This window comes from Nocardia sp. NPDC056541, assembly GCF_042794235.1.
Taxonomy (GTDB): domain Bacteria; phylum Actinomycetota; class Actinomycetes; order Mycobacteriales; family Mycobacteriaceae; genus Nocardia.
Genome location: NZ_JBHTUD010000023.1, coordinates 17,743 through 34,924 on the forward strand (window position 1 = coordinate 17,743; position 17,182 = coordinate 34,924).

The 17,182-nt window shown below is 67.6% G+C and carries 13 protein-coding genes and 1 tRNA gene; 5 read left to right on the top strand and 9 right to left on the bottom strand.

Translation table 11 applies throughout. The annotated features are described in order from the left end of the window. Nucleotides 1-31 precede the first annotated feature (31 nt). Entirely contained in the window at nucleotides 32-505 is a 474-nt protein-coding gene (locus tag ACFQ9R_RS30075; RefSeq protein ID WP_378995382.1) for an NUDIX domain-containing protein, read from the bottom strand. Further along, nucleotides 489-1,460 carry an XRE family transcriptional regulator gene (locus ACFQ9R_RS30080; RefSeq protein WP_378995384.1) on the bottom strand — a complete coding sequence of 324 codons (972 nt, stop codon included), beginning with the start codon at nucleotides 1,458-1,460 and terminating at the stop codon, nucleotides 489-491. Before ACFQ9R_RS30080 ends, ACFQ9R_RS30075 begins: the two co-directional genes overlap by 17 nt. A gap of 188 nt (nucleotides 1,461-1,648) precedes the next feature. Here ACFQ9R_RS30080 and ACFQ9R_RS30085 point away from each other — a divergent pair, with 188 nt between their 5' ends. Continuing rightward, complete coding sequence (locus tag ACFQ9R_RS30085; RefSeq protein WP_378995386.1) at nucleotides 1,649-1,966, top strand: hypothetical protein; 318 nt, start codon at nucleotides 1,649-1,651, stop codon at nucleotides 1,964-1,966. A gap of 46 nt (nucleotides 1,967-2,012) precedes the next feature. On the opposite strand, the gene glpK is transcribed toward ACFQ9R_RS30085, so the two are convergent. Next, nucleotides 2,013-3,509 carry a glycerol kinase GlpK gene (glpK, locus tag ACFQ9R_RS30090; protein ID WP_378995388.1) on the bottom strand — a complete coding sequence of 499 codons (1,497 nt, stop codon included), beginning with the start codon at nucleotides 3,507-3,509 and terminating at the stop codon, nucleotides 2,013-2,015. Nucleotides 3,510-3,710: 201 nt separating this feature from the next. Here glpK and glpD point away from each other — a divergent pair, with 201 nt between their 5' ends. Beyond that, the gene (glpD, locus tag ACFQ9R_RS30095; protein WP_378995391.1) at nucleotides 3,711-5,501 is read left to right on the top strand and encodes a glycerol-3-phosphate dehydrogenase; all 1,791 of its coding nucleotides are present in this window, start codon (nucleotides 3,711-3,713) and stop codon (nucleotides 5,499-5,501) included. Nucleotides 5,502-5,552: 51 nt separating this feature from the next. Here the strand turns inward: glpD and ACFQ9R_RS30100 are convergent, their stop codons facing one another. Next, entirely contained in the window at nucleotides 5,553-6,326 is a 774-nt protein-coding gene (locus ACFQ9R_RS30100; protein WP_378995393.1) for an Fpg/Nei family DNA glycosylase, read from the bottom strand. A 4-nt stretch (nucleotides 6,327-6,330) separates the two neighbouring features. After that, nucleotides 6,331-11,271 (bottom strand): DEAD/DEAH box helicase, encoded by a 4,941-nt coding sequence (locus tag ACFQ9R_RS30105; RefSeq protein ID WP_378995395.1) that lies wholly within the window; start codon nucleotides 11,269-11,271, stop codon nucleotides 6,331-6,333. A 43-nt stretch (nucleotides 11,272-11,314) separates the two neighbouring features. Between ACFQ9R_RS30105 and ACFQ9R_RS30110 the strand changes: the two genes are divergently transcribed. Further along, a complete protein-coding gene (locus ACFQ9R_RS30110) occupies nucleotides 11,315-11,956 on the top strand; it encodes a histidine phosphatase family protein (RefSeq protein ID WP_378995496.1) in 642 nt (213 codons plus the stop codon). Nucleotides 11,957-11,999: 43 nt separating this feature from the next. Here ACFQ9R_RS30110 and ACFQ9R_RS30115 read toward each other — a convergent pair. Both ACFQ9R_RS30115 and ACFQ9R_RS30120 read right to left on the bottom strand, forming a co-directional pair. After that, nucleotides 12,000-12,073, bottom strand: a tRNA-Met gene (locus ACFQ9R_RS30115). Nucleotides 12,074-12,126: 53 nt separating this feature from the next. Then, on the bottom strand, nucleotides 12,127-13,644 hold the full coding sequence (locus ACFQ9R_RS30120; RefSeq protein ID WP_378995397.1) for an aldehyde dehydrogenase family protein: 1,518 nt from the start codon (nucleotides 13,642-13,644) through the stop codon (nucleotides 12,127-12,129). Nucleotides 13,645-13,762: 118 nt separating this feature from the next. Here ACFQ9R_RS30120 and ACFQ9R_RS30125 point away from each other — a divergent pair, with 118 nt between their 5' ends. Beyond that, on the top strand, nucleotides 13,763-14,215 hold the full coding sequence (locus tag ACFQ9R_RS30125) for an Lrp/AsnC family transcriptional regulator (protein ID WP_056818059.1): 453 nt from the start codon (nucleotides 13,763-13,765) through the stop codon (nucleotides 14,213-14,215). A 66-nt stretch (nucleotides 14,216-14,281) separates the two neighbouring features. Then, nucleotides 14,282-15,622 carry an L-lysine 6-transaminase gene (gene lat / locus ACFQ9R_RS30130; RefSeq protein ID WP_378995399.1) on the top strand — a complete coding sequence of 447 codons (1,341 nt, stop codon included), beginning with the start codon at nucleotides 14,282-14,284 and terminating at the stop codon, nucleotides 15,620-15,622. Between the two features lie 76 nt (nucleotides 15,623-15,698). Here the strand turns inward: lat and ACFQ9R_RS30135 are convergent, their stop codons facing one another. Together ACFQ9R_RS30135 and ACFQ9R_RS30140 are read right to left on the bottom strand one after the other, a co-directional pair. Further along, nucleotides 15,699-16,052 (bottom strand): hypothetical protein, encoded by a 354-nt coding sequence (locus ACFQ9R_RS30135; protein ID WP_378995401.1) that lies wholly within the window; start codon nucleotides 16,050-16,052, stop codon nucleotides 15,699-15,701. Between the two features lie 109 nt (nucleotides 16,053-16,161). After that, entirely contained in the window at nucleotides 16,162-17,133 is a 972-nt protein-coding gene (locus ACFQ9R_RS30140; protein ID WP_378995403.1) for a patatin family protein, read from the bottom strand. Nucleotides 17,134-17,182: the final 49 nt, after the last annotated feature.

The following is a 17,182-nucleotide window of genomic DNA, read 5'->3' on the forward strand; positions in this document are numbered from 1 at the left end:
CACCCGGCAGAACTTCCCAGCGCTCCGTGGCTCAGCCGAGGTATGGGCGCGGCCGTCGTTCGGCGAAGTGCTCGAGTCGCAGGCGTACGGTGGGATGCATCGGTAGATCATCCAGCTCGTCCGGTCCGACGAAGCGGACCTCGGTCGACTCGCTGCTGACAGCGAGCTCGCCGCCCACCACTCGACCGAAATAGGTGACAGCGAATTCCTGTCGCACCTCGCCGTCCGAGTACTCGATGACATGCTCCGGGTCGGTGTAGATCCCCAATAGTCCTGTGATCTCGGTGTCGAGGCCGGTTTCCTCTTTTGTCTCGCGTACGGCGCACTCTTCGAGCGTCTCGCCGATCTCCATCGCGCCACCCGGCAGCGACCAATTTCCGGAATCGCCCCTGCGCTGCATCAGGATTCGGCCTTCGCCATCCACGACGAGCATGGAGCCGCCAGGCACCAGGCTGTTCGCTTTCGGCGCGTGGGGATCGCGGTAGTAGTCACGCCGTGAGCTCACGCGAGAGTCCTTCTGGGTAGTGGGTTGCCGAACCCCAGATCTGTTCGAATTGCTCGGCGAACGAGGTGAATATTCCGTGGGGGGACAGCTTCCGCAGGTGTAGCGCCGGGTGCTGATATCCGCGGGCCCGAATGAGGTAGGGGGTCACGATCATCTGGTCGTCGAACCGGAACACCGAGTTGTAGAGATGGGTGGTGTGCAGACCGATATCGCAGCCGGGGGTATCTGTCAGCTCACCCAACATATTCAGTGCATTGCGGATCCGGCCGGGCAGCGTCCCGCTCATCTGCTCCAGCGCATCGCGTTCGGCGACATGGGGGCAGTCAGGGTCTGCGAAAGCCATTCGAATGCGAGTTCCGTCGCGGCACTTCGATGCGAGGATGTCCGCGGCGTTCGGAAGGAGTTCCAGCACAAACGGGTAGGCGTATCCGGCGATGTCGATCTGTTCGTCGGCGCCGAGAAGCAACGAAGTCCACAGCTCATTGGGAATGTCGGCCCGGTGTGCGTAGGCAGACTGAACCTCGGCGGTGGCTGAGGCCCCGGGCGTGAGGTCGGGCCGCGTCTGCGGCCACAGAAGGTCTTCGGACTCGTTGAGAACCCGCGCGACAGCGGCTCGCGTTCGACGATGCGGAACCCTGCCCGACAGCCATCGGTTGACAGTCTTCGCGTCGACGTCGACGGCCTCGGCCAGCGCGGCCGAGTCCAGCCGCGCGCGCAGCATCGCCGAGTGCAATCGCTGGGTCATTCCCGAACCATACGGCGCCTTTTCGGTACGTGCAGGACCTTTCAAATGTCCATCGAAACGTCCTAGACGTGGTTCAGGTGCGTCCCGCAATCCCATAGTTTCGGCTCTGACGCGGACCTGATCCCAGCGGAGGAATGACAGATGACAATACTGCTCGACCAAGCGCTCGTCCTGCGAATCCTGTACCCGGGCGGACAACTCACCGACCACCAGATCACCGCTGAGACCGCTGTCCCTCTCCGCCGAACACGACGTGCTTTGCGCACGTTGCACGGCAACGGACTGCTCCGACAGGTCTCATACCGGCATGCCTGGGAACTGTCGCCTTGCGGACGCGCCTACGTGACCACACCTGCCGGTCGGGCCATGCTCGACTTTCCCCGATCGGCGCTCGCCGAATGAAGGCAATCGCGATCGGATATCTACGCTCCGACATCTCCGGTTCGGCACAGAACTGGGACGAGATTCGAATCCGCTCACTGGCGAAGCGGTACGGCTACGACCTCGCGAAGACGATCGTGTTCAACGGAGGGATTCAGAATCCGATCTCCCAATTGATCGACGTCGCCCGGCGGGTCGAGGCAGAGGCCGTCATCACTCCTCGTCGAGATCATCTCGGTCTCGAGGCTCCGGAGCGTTTGGTTCGTATTTGCGACGTCATCACCGTCGATGACCACAACACATTCGCAAGGTCCTATTTCGGAGGAGTAGTTTGACCGAGCGACCGGGATGACGACCTGAAGTCTGCGCCTATCGGAATCCTCAGACCCAGTTGTAGGTGCGTTCTACGGCCTTGTTCCAGTCGGCGTAGCGGTGGGTGCGTTCCTCTTCGGGCATGGAAGGGGTCCAGGTCTGGTCGGCTATCCAGTTGGCTCGGAGGTCTTCGAGGTCGGACCAGTAGCCCACGGCCAGGCCGGCGGCGTAGGCGGCGCCGAGGGCAGTGGTTTCGCGGACTACGGGGCGGACTACGGGGACGTCGAGGATGTCGGCTTGGAATTGCATGAGGAGGTTGTTGCCGGTCATGCCGCCGTCGACCTTGAGGGTGGTGAGTTCCAGGTCGAGGTGTTGGGCGGCGGCGTCGGCGCGCATGGCGTCTACTACCTCGCGGGTTTGGAAGGCGGTGGATTCCAGTGCCGCCCTGGCCAAGTGGGCCTTGGTGACGAAGCGGGTCAGGCCCGCGATGACGCCGCGGGCGTCGGGGCGCCAGCGGGGGGCGAACAGGCCGGAGAAGGCGGGGACGAAGTGGGCGCCGCCGTTATCCTCGACGCTGCGGGCCAGGGGTTCCACTTCTTCGGCGGAGGAGATGATGCCGAGGTTGTCGCGCAGCCATTGGACCAGCGAGCCCGTGACGGCGATCGAGCCTTCGAGCGCGTACACCGCCGGCGTGTCACCGAGTTGGTAGCAGGCGGTGGTGAGCAGGCCGTGCTTGCTGAACACCGGCGTGGTGCCGGTGTTGAGCAACATGAAATTGCCTGTGCCGTAGGTGTTCTTGGCCTCGCCGGGGGACAGGCACGCTTGGCCGAACGTGGCCGCCTGCTGGTCGCCGAGAATGCCGGCGACCGGAATGCCCTCGAACGGACCGGAGGTGATGTCGGCGTAGACCTCCGACGAGCTGCGGATCTGCGGGAGCAGCGACATCGGAATGCCGAAATCCGCGCAGATCTGTGGATCCCATTGCAGGGTGCGAAGATCCATCAGCATGGTGCGTGAGGCGTTGGTGACATCGGTGAGGTGTTCACCGGTCAGCTTCCACAGCACCCAGCTGTCCATGGTGCCGAAACACAGGTCGCCTGCCTCGGCGCGCGCCCGCACGCCGTCGACATTGTCGAGGATCCAGCGCAGTTTCGGCCCGGCGAAATAGGTCGACAGCGGCAGACCGGTGCGGTCCGCATAGCGTTGCGGCCCTTGATCACCCGCGAGCTCGGTGCACAGCTGATCGGTGCGCGTGTCCTGCCACACGATCGCGTTGTACACGGGATCGCCGGTCGTGCGATCCCACACCACGGTGGTCTCACGCTGATTGGTGATCCCGACCGCGGCCAGATCCCCGGCCGAACACCGGCTGGTGCCCAGCGCCGCACCGAGCACCGACTCGGTATTGCGCCATACCTCCGCCGGATCGTGCTCCACCCAGCCGGGCTTGGGAAAGATCTGCCGATGCTCGCGCTGCGCGGTTCCGACGATCCGACCCTGCCGATCGAAGATGATGCACCGACTCGAAGTCGTGCCCTGATCGATGGCAGCCACATAGCGACGCATTGATGCAGGTTACCGAAAGTGGAGCCGGCGACCGCAAGATTTGTGGTCGGCGACGAATTTCGGACCCACGCCTCGCCGCGCACGTCCCCAGCGACGAGTGCGGACTACGTTTAGCCTGTACGCAGCGGCGCCGGGAACGCGGCGTTTGCCCCAACTGTCGGCTGGGACCGGCCGGAATCGGTCGGCGGCGAGGAGTCGAGCATGTCGCAGACACCGGAGTTTCCGTTCCTGCACCCGGGAGAGTTGGTTGCGGGCGGGAAAAGGGATCGGCTCGGACCCGGCGATCTGGGGCCGGAACATCGGCGGACCGCCTGGGAACGGCTGGGCAAGGATCAGTTCGACGTCCTGGTCGTCGGCGGCGGCGTCGTGGGCGCCGGTATCGCGCTCGATGCCGCGACACGGGGGCTGTCGGTCGCGCTGGTCGAGGCCCGCGATCTCGCGTCGGGCACGTCGAGCCGCTCGTCCAAAATGTTCCACGGTGGCCTGCGCTACCTCGAACAGCTCGAATTCGGCCTGGTCAGAGAAGCGCTGAAGGAACGTGAGCTGGCGTTGTCGACGCTCGCACCGCACCTGGTGAAACCGCTGCGGTTCCTCTATCCGCTGACCCATCGCGTGTGGGAGCGGCCCTACGTTGCCGCGGGCCTGACCCTGTACGACACCATGGGTGGCTCGAAATCCGTTCCAGGACAGCATCATCTGACCCGGCACGGCGCGATGCGGCTCGCCCCCGGCCTGCGCCGGGACTCGATGATCGGCGGCGTCACCTACTACGACACCGTCGTCGACGACGCCCGCCACACCATGACGGTTGCCCGCACCGCCGCGCACTACGGCGCGGTCATCCGCACCTCCACGCAGGTCGTCGGATTCCTGCGCGAAGCCGACCGGGTCGTGGGGGTGAAGCTGCGCGACACCGAGGACGGGCGTACCGGCGAGGCGCGGGCGAATGTGGTGATCAACGCGACCGGCGTGTGGACCGATGAGGTGCAGAGTCTGTCGCGGCAACGCGGCCGATTCCATGTGCGCGCGTCCAAAGGTGTGCACATCGTGGTGCCGCGCGACCGCATCGTCAGCGATGCCGCGATCATCCTGCGCACCACCACCTCGGTGCTGTTCATCATCCCGTGGGGCGCGCACTGGATCGTCGGCACCACCGACACCGACTGGAATCTCGACCTCGCCCATCCCGCGGCGACCAAGGCCGATATCGACTACCTGCTCGACCGGGTCAACGAGGTGCTGATCACCCCGCTCACGCACGCCGATATCGACGGCGTCTACGCGGGCCTGCGCCCGCTGCTGGCGGGGGAGAACGACGACACGTCCAAGCTCTCGCGCGAGCACGCTGTGGCCAGGGTCGCGCCCGGACTGGTGAGCATCGCGGGCGGCAAGTACACCACCTACCGGGTGATGGCGGCGGACGCGATGGACGAAGCCGCACAAGACATTCCGGCACGCGTTTCGCCGTCGATCACCGAGAAGGTGGCGCTGCTCGGCGCCGACGGCTACTTCGCGCTGGTCAACCAGACCGTGCAGCTCGCCGAGCACTACGGCGTCCACCCGTACCGGATGACGCACCTGCTCGACCGCTACGGCTCGCTGGTCGACGAGGTGATCGCGATGGCAGCGGGCAAACCCGAACTCCTGCAACCGATTACCGACGCACCGGCCTACCTCCAGGTCGAGGCGGTCTACGCCGCGGCCGCGGAAGGCGCGCTGCACCTCGACGACATCCTGGCCCGTCGCACCCGCATCTCGATCGAGTATTCCGATCGCGGCGCGAACTGCGCCGAGCAGGTCGCCCACCTCGTGGCACCCGTTCTCGGTTGGGACTCCGACGATATCGACCGCGAGGTGTCCACCTACCAGGCGCGCGTACGGGCCGAGATCGAATCGCAGACCCAACCCGACGACACGTCGGCCGACGCGTTGCGGGCCGCCGCTCCGGAACCGCGTCCGCAGTTGCTGGAACCGGTGCCACAGGACCGCTGAGCCATCAGACCGGGGCGCTGCGGGCTGTGAGCACACACGGGCGAGGTGATCTCACGGGCTCGGCTGGCAGCGTGGGCAGAAGTAGATGCCACGTTCGCGTTGAGTGATGCGGTCACCGGGGTCGTCTTCGCCGAGTAACTGGGAAGCGATCGGGGTGCCGCAGCGGGGGCAGGAACGGCGAGTGCGGCCGTAGACCATGGCGCGCCAAGGTGGTTGGTGTGCGGCTTTGCCGAGAACACGGTGAGCTTCGTCGACGAGCGCTACGAGATCGGGGATGTCGCCGACCGGGGTAACGGGGTGGACCCTGCGCAGGAAACAGATCTCGCTGCGGTAGATGTTGCCGATGCCTGCCAGATTGCGCTGGTCGAGCAGGGCGAGACCGACGGCGCGACGCGGGTACTCGGTGAGCCTGCGCAACGCCTCCGCCGCATCCCAATCCTGGCCGAGGAGATCGGGGCCGAGGTGGTCGATGACCGTGTGTTCGTCGGCGCGCAGCAGCACCTGAACCTTGCCGAGCGAGAAGCCGACGGCCTCGACCTCGTCGTTGGCGAGCACCACTCGCGCGGTGACCGCGGGTTTGGTCCAGCGCTGGCCGCGGTGGAACACCCGCCACACACCTTCCATCTTCAGATGGGTGTGGATGCTCACGCGGTCGGTGCGGATGAACAGGTGCTTGCCGTAGCTGACGACCTCCTCGACACGTTCGCCGACCAGATCCACGGTGGCGTACCGCGGAACCCGGAAATCGCTGCGGGTGAGCGTTTTACCGGCCAACGCCGTACGTAGGCGCTGTGCGGCGCGGAAGACGGTATCGCCCTCGGGCATTCGGCTACACCTGCCTGCGCAGCCGCAGACCGCTCGGGGTCATCGAGAAACCGGCTTCGATCAGGACTTCGGCGAAGAGGTTGCCGTGCACAGTGTCTCCGTTGATCTTGTCGATCACCAAGCTGTCGACCCGGCGATCGCGCACCAGCCCGGCCAGCGCGAACGCTGCCGCCCGGCGCAAGCCGATGTCCTCGGTGAAACTGAGCAGAGTTTTGCCGCCGCGCTCGGAGTAGAGCACCAGTTCGCCGCCGACCAGAACCACCAACGCGCCCGCTTTGCGACCGGGCCGATGACCGCCCTCGGCGTCGCCCTTCGGCCACGGTAGCGCGGCGCCGTAGGGGTTGGCGGGGTCGCATGCCGCGAGGGCGAGCGCGACGCCCGCTCTGGTGGTGTCGCGGTCGGTGTCGAACGAGCGCAGACGGTCGACGGTGTCGGTGGTGGAGAACTGGGCGCCGCCGAGCGTGTCGACGAAATAGCCGCGCCTGCACCGGCCGCGATCCTCGAACTCGGTGAGCACCCGGTACATCAGCTGGAAACCGCCGGATATCCCTTCGTTCTGCACCGAACCGCGGGTGAGCACGCCGTAGCGTTCGATCAGTTGATCGGCGGTGGCATGGGCGCGAACGGTGTTGTCCTGCACGCGTTCGGGCAGGATCGACCAGCGTCCCGCCAGTGTGGGCGGACCGGACCGGGTCGGCATCGCCGGTCGGGGCAGATACGCGCGGCCCCGGGGCGAGCGGCGCGGGGTGCGGTGCGCGGTGGTGGCGCGGGTGGTGCCGGACAGCAGGGCGCGCACCGGGGCGAAGGTGTCACCGGAGACATAGCCCGCCCAAACCAGCTGCCACAGAGCCTCCCCGGCGGCTTTGTCGTCGAGCAGGCCCGCGGAGTCGGCGAGTTGGCGAAAGAAATAGGCGCCGCCGCCGCGCAAGGTGGATGGCAGTTGCTGGACACGGTTCGCGGCGACGGGATCGGGTGCGTCGAGATCGACCGCCGGCCACGGTTCCAGATTCGCGCCGAGTGCGGCCAGGAGACCGAGCTGGAGGTCGGTGGGGTCGATCTCGTCGGCGGGAGGCAGGGTGAAGGGTGCCTGGTCGGCCAGGTGCAGGGCGACCCACCCGTCGCGGGCGGTGATCGCGCCGTGGCCCGACCACACCACCTCGCCGGTCGCCATCAGCTCGTCCAGCATGGCGGGTGAGTAGTCGCGCACTCGGGTGGGCAGAATCAGCGATTCCCAGGCCGAGGCCGGGATCGGCATGCCCGCAAGCTGTTCCACCACTGTCGCCACGCCGTCGACACCGCGTAGCTCGCCGGATCCGACGTGTTGCCAGGACGGCAGGAACCGGGCGAACGCGGCGGTGGACACCGGCTCGACCTCGTGCCGCGCGGCAGCCAGTGAACGGCGGCGCAGTCGGCGAAGGACCTGGGCGTCACACCACTCGCCACCAGCAGTGTCCGGCGTGAATTCACCTTCCACCACGCGTTTCTCGGCGAGCAATCGGTGCAGCGCCGTCACGGCGACGGCCGTTCCGAGGCCGAAGCGGTCGGCGACCGCGGTGGTGGTGAACGGTGCGTGGGTGCGCGCGTAGCGCCCGACGAGGTCGCCGAGCGGATCGGGGACCGGTTCGATGAACGCCGCGGGTACTCCGATCGGCAAGGGCACTCCGAGCGCGTCCCGCAGCCGAGCGGCATCCTCCACCGCCACCCACCAGGTACGACCTGCGAACGAAACCTCCAGCGCGCGTCGCGAATCCCGCAGTTCCGCGAACCATGCCGGTGCATCGGAATCGGCGAGCAGGTTGCCGCGGGCAGAATCGAGTCCCTCATCCGGCGTGCTGTGTGCGGGTTCGTCGGGTGAGTGGGTGCCGGTGTCCATCGCTTCGGCGTGGCGCGCGGCGGATGCGGTGCCGGGGCGGGGAACGCAGCGTGCTGCGGCTTCGGTGGGCGTGAGGGGACCGAGGAGACGGAGCAGGTCGGCCAGACCTTCAGCGTCGCGGGCCAGGCGCTCGGGGGTGAGGCGTTGGAGTTCTTGCTCGGTCAGGGTGATGACGGCGGGGTCGAGGAGTTCGCGCAGCTCGACACGGCCGAGGAGTTCGGCGAGCAGGCTGGAGTCCAAAGCCAGCGCGGCTGCCCGGCGTTCGGCCAGTGGGCTGTCGCCGTCGTAGAGGAATTGCCCGATGTAGGAGAACAGCAGGGCGCCGGCGAAGGGCGACGGGCTCGCCGTCTCGACCTCGATCAGGCGGATCTCGCGGCGGGCCACCTTGGTGAGCAGGTCGCGCAGGGCGGGCAGGTCGTATACGTCGCGCAGACATTCGCGGACGGTCTCCAGCAGGATCGGGAACTGCGGGAATTTGCGTGCCACGTCCAGCAATTGGGCCGAGCGCTGCCGCTGCTGCCACAGCGGTGCGCGCTTGCCGGGGTCGCGGCGCGGCAGGAGCAGCGCTCTGGCGGCGCATTCGCGGAAGCGGGACGCGAAAAGGGCGGAGCCGCCCACCTGTTCGGTGACGATGTCGTCGATCTCGTCGGGTTCGAAGGCGAACAGTTCGGCGCCGGGCGGTTGGTCGGTCGTATCGGGCAGGCGCACCACGATGCCGTCGTCGGAGGCGGTCGGGGCGGCATCGATACCGAACTGTTCCTGCAGGCGCGCCCCCACCGCCAGCGCCCACGGTGCGTGCACCGGGGTGCCGAAGGGCGAGTGCAGCACCAGGCGCCAGTCGCCGAGTTCGTCGCGGAACCGTTCCACGACCAGGGTCCGATCGGTCGGCAATTGGCCGGTGGCACTGCGCTGTTCCTCGAGCAGGCCGACCAGGTTGGCTGTCGCGTTCTGATCGAGTCCGGCGGTGCGCACCAACTGCGCGAGCCGTACCGCGGGCTTGCTCCGCTCGGCGGGTGTCTTCGTCCTCCCGGCGGTGGCGGTCTGCCCGTCGGCGGCTCCGGTGGGGCCGTCGACGCCGGCCGTCGCAGTACGCCCGGCCTTCTTCGAGCCCCGGGTTGTCGTGGTGGGTTCGGTCAGCGGGCCGGGAACTCCCGGCATGGCGTCGGCCGAGGTGAGCACCGCACCGGAGCCCATGTCGGCCACGATCCGGGACAACTCGTCGGCTGGTACCTGACCGGCCGTGCGAACGAATTCACCCAGCGCGGCGCCCAATTCGGCGGGACGGCCCAATCCGTCACCGTGCCAGAACGGCAACCGGCCGGGCAGTCCGAACGCCGGTGACACCAGGACCCGATCGAAGGTGATCTCCTCGATCCGCCAACTGGTCGCACCGAGCGCGAACACATCGCCCACGCGCGACTCGTAGACCATCTCCTCGTCGAGTTCACCCACCCGCGAAGCCTTTTCGCCCACCATGAACACCGCGAACATCCCACGGTCGGGGATCGCGCCACCGGAGGTCACCGCCAGGCGCTGGGCGCCGGGACGGCCGGTGATGGTGCCCGCGTCGCGGTCCCACACCACGCGCGGACGTAGTTCGGCGAACTCGTCGGACGGATAGCGTCCGGCCAGCAGGTCGAGCACCGATTCGTAGGCCGAGCGGGGCAGGTTCGCGTAGCTGCCGGTGGAACGGACGAGATCGAACCAGGCGTCGACATCGATGGGTTCGAGCGCGCAGGCCGCCACCGTCTGCTGGGCGAGGATATCGAGCGGGTGCGCGGGGATCTGGAGCTTCTCGATCTCACCGGTGAGCATGCGCTGGGCGGCGACGGTGCAGTGGATCACGTCGGTGCGGTGTTTGGGGAACAGCACGCCCCGCGAGATCTCACCCACCTGGTGCCCGGCCCGCCCGACCCGTTGCAGCCCACTGGCCACCGAGGGCGGCGCCTCCACCTGGACCACCAGGTCCACCGCGCCCATATCGATGCCGAGCTCGAGGCTGCTGGTGGCCACCACGCAGCGCAGCCGACCGGTCTTGAGGTCGTCCTCGATGATGGCGCGCTGTTCCTTGCTGACCGACCCGTGATGGGCGCGCGCCAACAGGTGCTCGGCCCCGTGGATCACCTCGGTGGACGGCCCGAGCTGGGCGGGTGGCTTGTGCTCGGTCTCCACCGGCTCGCCGAGGCGGGCGGCATAGGTCTCGTTGAGCCGCGCCGTGAGCCGTTCGGCGAGCCGCCGGGAGTTGGCGAACACGATCGAGGACCGATGCTCGAGCACCAGGTCGACGATGGCCTCGTCGACATGCGGCCAGATCGAACCCGGCTGATCGGAGTCGCCGCCCGGATCGGTCATATCGGCCACCGGCACCCGCACCGACAGGTCGAAGGTCTTCGGTGCGGGCGGCCGCACAATGGTGATCGGCGCGTTGCCGACCAGGAATCGCCCGACCTCCTCGGGCGGGCGCACCGTCGCCGACAACCCGATTCGTTGCGCGGGCTTGTCGGTGAGTTGATCCAGCCGGGCCAGCGACAAGGCCAGGTGCGCACCACGCTTCGACCCGGCGATGGCGTGCACTTCGTCGACGATCACCGTGTTGACCTCGGCCAGCGTCTCGCGCGCGGCCGAGGTCAACAGCAAGAACAACGACTCGGGGGTCGTGATCAGAATGTCCGGTGGGGTGCGCAACATCGCCCGGCGCTGGGCGGGCGGGGTGTCACCGGAGCGCACCCCCACCGAGATATCCGGTGGGTCGAGCCCCAGCCGTTTCGCCGTCTGCGTGACTCCTACCAGGGGTGCCCGTAGATTGCGTTCCACATCCACAGCCAGCGCCTTCAACGGCGACACGTAGAGCACCGACGTGCCCCGGGACGCTCCCGGCTCGGGTGGGTCCCGGTGAGCCAGCTGATCGATGGCCCACAGGAACGCGGACAGAGTCTTGCCCGATCCCGTCGGCGCGATCACAAGTGTGTTCTCGCCCGCAGCGATCGCATCCCACGCGCCGAGCTGGGCCGACGTCGCGCCGGGGAAGGCGCCGTCGAACCACTGTGCCGTCGCGGGGGAGAACCGATCCATAGCACCAAGTGTGCACCGACCCACCGACAACTTCGTCGCCGTCATGCACCCCGACCAGCGCGAACACGCCGATGACCGGGGAGGCGCCCAGCCCGGGTTGTGGCGTGGATCGCATTCGTCGCTACCCTCGACTCTCGTGCAAACGGTGCTGAGAGTCGACCTTGTCGGCCATGGCCTTACCGAGGCGGTACGTAAGGCGCGATTTCCTGTCGATGAACCCCTTGACGAGTCGGGGCGGGCCGCGGTGCGTGCCTGCGTGCCGCTCGATGAAGCGTTGGTGCGGACAGGGCCGGAGCGGCGGGTTCGCGAGACGGCGGAGGAATTGGGCCTGGTCGGCGAACAGGACGTGCGATTACGGGACCTCGATGCCGGGTCGTGGCGGGGCAGTGAGATGGGCAAACTCGCTCAGGACCAGTTGTTCGCCTGGCTCACCGACCCCGAATTCCGCGGGCACGGTGGGGAATCCATCACCGATCTGGTCGAGCGGGTGCGCTTCTGGCTGGCCGAGATCGCCTCGTCGGGTCGTAACACCGTGGCGGTGACGCACCCCGCCGTGGTGCGCGCCGCGCTGCTCGTGGTGCTCGACGCACCGGCGAAGTCGTTCTGGCGCATGGATGTTCCGCCCGCGAGCGTCACCCGGCTGCACTACCGGGGGAACTGGACCCTGCGACTCGGCAACGGATAACGAAGAAGGCCCCGGAGTCGAAACTCCGGGGCCTTCTTCGTAGTAGCGGGAACAGGATTTGAACCTGCGACCTCTGGGTTATGAGCCCAGCGAGCTACCGAGCTGCTCCATCCCGCGTTGCAAATACCACTTTACACGGGGTGGGGTGGAAGGCGAAATCGCTGGCCTGATCAGCCGAAATGGATGCCTTGCGCGAGCGGGAGTTCGGTGGAGTAGTTGACGGTGTTGGTGGCCCGGCGCATGTAGGCCTTCCAGGAGTCGGAGCCCGATTCCCGGCCGCCGCCGGTGTTCTTCTCCCCGCCGAACGCGCCGCCGATCTCCGCGCCCGATGTCCCGATGTTGACATTGGCGATGCCGCAGTCGGAACCGGCGAGGAACTGTTCGGCCTCGCGCTGGTCGAGAGTGAAGATCGACGAGGAAAGTCCCTGGGTCACACCGTTGTTCAAGGCGATGGCTTCGTCGAGTTCGTCGTAGGTCAGCACGTACAGAATCGGCGCGAAGGTTTCCTCGCGCACGAGTTCGGTCTGCGCGGGCATGCGGACGAGGGCGGGCCGCACGTAGTAGGCGTCGGGGCCGAGCGTCTCGACGCGCTCACCGCCGCAGACGATGTCGCCGCCCTCGGCCACCGACCCGACCAGTGCCTTCTGCATCCCGGCGAAGGCGCGCTCGTTGATCAGCGGCCCGACCAGGATGCCGTCGTCGAGTGGATTGCCCACGGGCAGTTGGCCGTACGCCGCGGCGAGCCGTTCGACCAGCTGGTCGGCGATCGAACGATGCGCGATCAACCGTCGCAGACTCGTACACCGCTGGCCCGCTGTCCCCGCCGCGGAGAAGACGATGCCACGCACCGCCAGTTCCAGATCGGCACTCGGCGCGACGATCGCGGCGTTGTTTCCACCCAGCTCGAGCAGGCATCGACCGAAACGCCCGGCCACCCGTGGGGCGACGGTGGCGCCCATCCGCACCGAGCCCGTCGCGCTCACCAGGGCGACCCGGCCATCGTCGACCAACGCCGAGCCGACGGTCGCGTCCCCTTGGATCAGCTGGTGCACTGCGGGATCCGCGCCCACATCCACCGCCGCGCGACGCAGCAGCGTGTGGCAGGCCAGTGCCGTCAACGGCGTGGTCTCCGACGGCTTCCAGACCACCGTGTCGCCGCACACCAGGGCGATCGCGGTATTCCAAGCCCACACCGCGACAGGGAAATTGAACGCCGAGATCACCCCGACTACGCCGAGTGGATGCCATGTCTCCATGAGGCGATGGCCGGGACGTTCGGAAGGCATGGTGGCGCCGTAGAGTTGGCGCGAGAGCCCGATCGCGAACTCGCAGACGTCGATCATCTCCTGCACTTCGCCCAGCGCCTCGGGGCCGATCTTGCCCGCCTCCAGGGTCACCAGCTCCGCCAGCTCGTCCTGATGGGCCACCAGCAACTGGGCCAGCCTGCGCACCAGGCCCGCTCGCACCGGCGCGGGGACCGTGCGCCAGGCCTCGAACGCGGTTGCGGCGCGGCCGATCGCGGCGTCCACGTCGGCGGGGGCGTCGACGGTCAGCGGCAACAGGACACCGCCGGAGATCGGCGTGCGCGCCAGCAGCGGGCCGGGCTCCGGCACCGCGGCGCCGAGGCCGTGCAGGAGCGCCCTGGCTCGCAGCGAGAGCTGCTCGGAGAAGTTCACGGTCTGCGTCATCGGTACTCTGCTCACCTTCTGCTGTTTGGTACGACTCACGGAAAAGTTCGGGAGAATTCGGTGGGGAACGGAAAGAAGTTTTCCCCGCGCGAGCCCCACGCTGCGTTAGCCTTCGCTGATGGCGGATACACCGGCTCGACCCCAGCTCGATGACATCGATCGACTATTGATCAAAGAACTGATGGCAGACGGCCGCGCCACATTGTCGAATCTGGCGGAGAAGGCCAGTCTCTCGGTCTCCGCGGTGCAATCGCGGGTCCGCAGGCTCGAAGCGCGCGGCGTGATCCGCGGATACGCGGCGCAGGTGGACCCCGAAGCGCTCGGGCACTTGTTGTCGGCGTTCGTCGCGATCACTCCTCTCGACCCGTCCCAGCCCGATGACGCGCCCGCCTTGCTGCAGCACATCCCCGGCATCGAGGGGTGCCACTCGGTAGCGGGCGAGGAGAGCTACGTCCTGCTGGTTCGGGTGGCCTCGCCTCGGCATCTGGAACATCTGCTGCAGGAGATCAGGGCCACGGCCAATGTGCACACCCGCAGCACCATCATCCTGCAGACATTCTATGACAGGTAGTGATCTTCCGTAATTTGATTCGTGATTCCGTAGAACTTCCGTAAATATTTGCGTATCGTCGGTTTCATGACCATCGAACTGGAGCGCCCTGGCGCGGCGGTCATCCCCGCCGACCGGGTCCACGAAATCCTGTCCTCGCACATCCTCGCGGACGGTTTCGAGCTTGTGCTCGACCTACACGAGTCGCACGGTCGCACGCTCGTCGACGAACGTGACGGCACCAGCTATCTCGACATGTTCGGCTTCTTCGCCTCCAACGCGCTGGGAATGAACCATCCCGCGCTGGCCGGCGACGAGAGCTTTCTCGCCGAGCTGGCCAACGCCGCACTGAACAAGCCGAGCAACTCCGATATCTATACCGTCGAGATGGCCCGCTTCGTTGACACCTTCGCCCGCGTGCTCGGTGATCCGCGCCTGCCGCACCTGTTCTTCGTCGACGGTGGTGCGCTCGCGGTGGAGAACGCGCTGAAAGTCGCTTTCGACTGGAAGAGCAGGCACAACGAATCGCACGGTCGCGCACCGGAACTCGGTACCAAGGTGCTGCACCTGACCGGCGCCTTCCACGGGCGCAGCGGTTATACGTTGTCGCTCACCAACACCGACCCGGTCAAGACCGCGCGATTCCCGAAATTCGATTGGCCGCGCATCGACACACCGCACACTTTCGCGGGCCCCGACATCGCCGCCCTCGAAACGCGGGCGCTGGCCCAGGCCGAACAGGCCTTCGCCGACAACCCGCACGACATCGCCTGCTTCATCGCCGAACCGATCCAGGGCGAAGGCGGTGACCGTCATCTGCGGCCGGAATTCCTCGCCGCCATGCAGCGGCTGTGCCATGCCAACGACGCGCTGTTCATCCTCGACGAGGTGCAGACCGGCGTCGGCCTGACCGGAACCACCTGGGCCTTCCAGCAATTGGATGTCGCGCCCGACGTGGTGGCCTTCGGCAAGAAGACCCAGATCTGCGGAATCATGGCGGGCGGCCGGGTCGACGAGGTGGTCGACAATGTCTTCCGGGTGAGCTCACGGCTCAACTCCACCTGGGGCGGCAACCTCACCGACATGGTGCGCACCCGGCGCATTCTCGAAGTGCTGGAACGGGATCGGCTGATCGAGGGCGTGGCACCGCTCGGCGCGTTCCTGCTCGACCGGCTCGGCAAGCTGGCCGCCGCGCACCCGGACGTGGTCAGCGAGGCGCGTGGGCGTGGGCTGATGTGCGCGGTGACGCTGGCGACGCCGCAGCTGCGTGATCGGGTGGTGACGGAACTGCGCGAACGTGAGCATGTGCTGCTGCTCGGCACGGGGGAGCGCGGCATCCGCTTCCGTCCGCCGCTGACGGTCACCGAGGACGAGCTGAGTCAGGCCGTCGACGCGCTGGACGCGGTACTCACGCGAGAACACGGGTAACTCGTCGGGCACCGGCTGACTTGACCGACATCTCACCGCCAGCCGCGTAACCGAGCCTCCCCGCGCCTCGATCCGGTCAAGATACGCGGGGAGGCGGAACAGTCAGTCCGAGTGCGCCCGCGACGAAACGGTGAACCGAGGCCAGACCGGCGGCCAGTGCCTCGTCCTCGCCGGGACGAGCCCAGCCGGTGACCGCCGCGGTGGCGTCGGGGCCGGGCGTCACGCCGATCTCGGCGACCATCTCGGCCGTCGTCGGAACGCAGACCGCCCAGGAGAAGTGCGAATCGTCCGCCCACTGCGCCGACCGGGCGGCCACGTAGCCGGGATCGGTGATGCCGCCGTCGGCCAGCGCGGGTCGGTCGTCGATGCGCTCGTCGGCGCGCAGCGCGCGCAGATACCAGGACCCTGCGTTGATCTCGATCGGTTCCACGCGAGCAGCCTAGTGTTCGACCGCTGGGCCACGGCCGCCGACCGCTGCCGAAGCCGCACGCGGGCGGCGGCTCCGGGCACGGGCCCAGGTGTCGTCGGCCGAGCCGGAATCAGGCTGTGCGGAGGGTGCCGCCACCGAGCAGGGAGTGAACCGCGGTGCGGCCGATGTCGAGCGCGCGGGTGAGCAGGTCGGTGTCGCGGGCCGCGCTGTCGATGGCGGGGGAACCGGCGGGTGGGTGGACTTGGAGGACATGATCGCCGAGGCCGTCGAGGTAGCTGTCCTCCATCGCCTGCTGCCCCGGTCGCTTGCTCCACGCCCGGAACGCACCGGGCGCGATGGCACGCATGTAGCCGCCGCCGACCACCCGGTGCAGCAGGGGCGCGGGCGGGCGGACTTCATCGGTCCGGCGGGTGCGCAGGACCAGGGCGTGGGTGGTGCCCGCGGCCACGGCGGTGCGGATCGGGACGGTTTCGGTGAGGCCGCCGTCGAAGTAGCTGCCACCCGCGAGGGCGACCGGTGGCCCAGCCAGCAGCGGAAGGCCCGCAGAGGCCCGTAGCGCCGTCATGAGGCTCTGTTTGTCGGTGATGTAGGGCCCGAGGTCCACCGACTGCCCGGTGCGGATATCGGTCGCGATGGGATGGAAGGTGGTGGGGTTGGCCAGAATCGCGGGGAAGTCCATCGGTTCGATGCCGTCGTACACGCGATGCACGAGATAGTGCAGATCGAACACGGGGCGACCGCGGAAGATGCGTACCGGATCGACCACGCGGCGCATGATCGCCGGATCGGTCCACGACCGCATCCCCGTCGCCGCGCGCCCGCACAGCAACCAGGCGCCGTTGATCGCCCCGGCCGACGTGCCGTACACGGCGTCGAACACCTTCGCCAGACCCAGCTCCTCGAGCGCCTGCACCATGCCGCTGGAATACACACCGCGGCTGCCACCGCCCTCGATCACCAGCGCGAGACGATTGCCGTCAGTACGGCTACCGGTTTCCCGGCGAGCCTGGATGACCTCGGCCACCGTTGCCGAACCCGGCGTCGAGAGCGGGTCCAGATCGGTGTGCGCAGTACTGGTCACCCGACCCACGATACGACAGAAGCAGGCCACCCAGCCGGGCGAGACGCAT

Coding starts and splice junctions, on each gene's coding strand:
- ACFQ9R_RS30085 (WP_378995386.1), top strand. CDS start 1,649: ATGAAGGCAATCGCGATCGGATATCTACGCTCCGACATCTCCGGTTCG.
- ACFQ9R_RS30125 (WP_056818059.1), top strand. CDS start 13,763: ATGGCGGATACACCGGCTCGACCCCAGCTCGATGACATCGATCGACTA.
- lat (WP_378995399.1), top strand. CDS start 14,282: ATGACCATCGAACTGGAGCGCCCTGGCGCGGCGGTCATCCCCGCCGAC.
- glpK (WP_378995388.1), bottom strand. CDS start 3,509: ATGCGTCGCTATGTGGCTGCCATCGATCAGGGCACGACTTCGAGTCGG.
- ACFQ9R_RS30105 (WP_378995395.1), bottom strand. CDS start 11,271: ATGGATCGGTTCTCCCCCGCGACGGCACAGTGGTTCGACGGCGCCTTC.
- glpD (WP_378995391.1), top strand. CDS start 3,711: ATGTCGCAGACACCGGAGTTTCCGTTCCTGCACCCGGGAGAGTTGGTT.
- ACFQ9R_RS30110 (WP_378995496.1), top strand. CDS start 11,315: ATGCACCCCGACCAGCGCGAACACGCCGATGACCGGGGAGGCGCCCAG.
- ACFQ9R_RS30120 (WP_378995397.1), bottom strand. CDS start 13,644: ATGACGCAGACCGTGAACTTCTCCGAGCAGCTCTCGCTGCGAGCCAGG.
- ACFQ9R_RS30100 (WP_378995393.1), bottom strand. CDS start 6,326: ATGCCCGAGGGCGATACCGTCTTCCGCGCCGCACAGCGCCTACGTACG.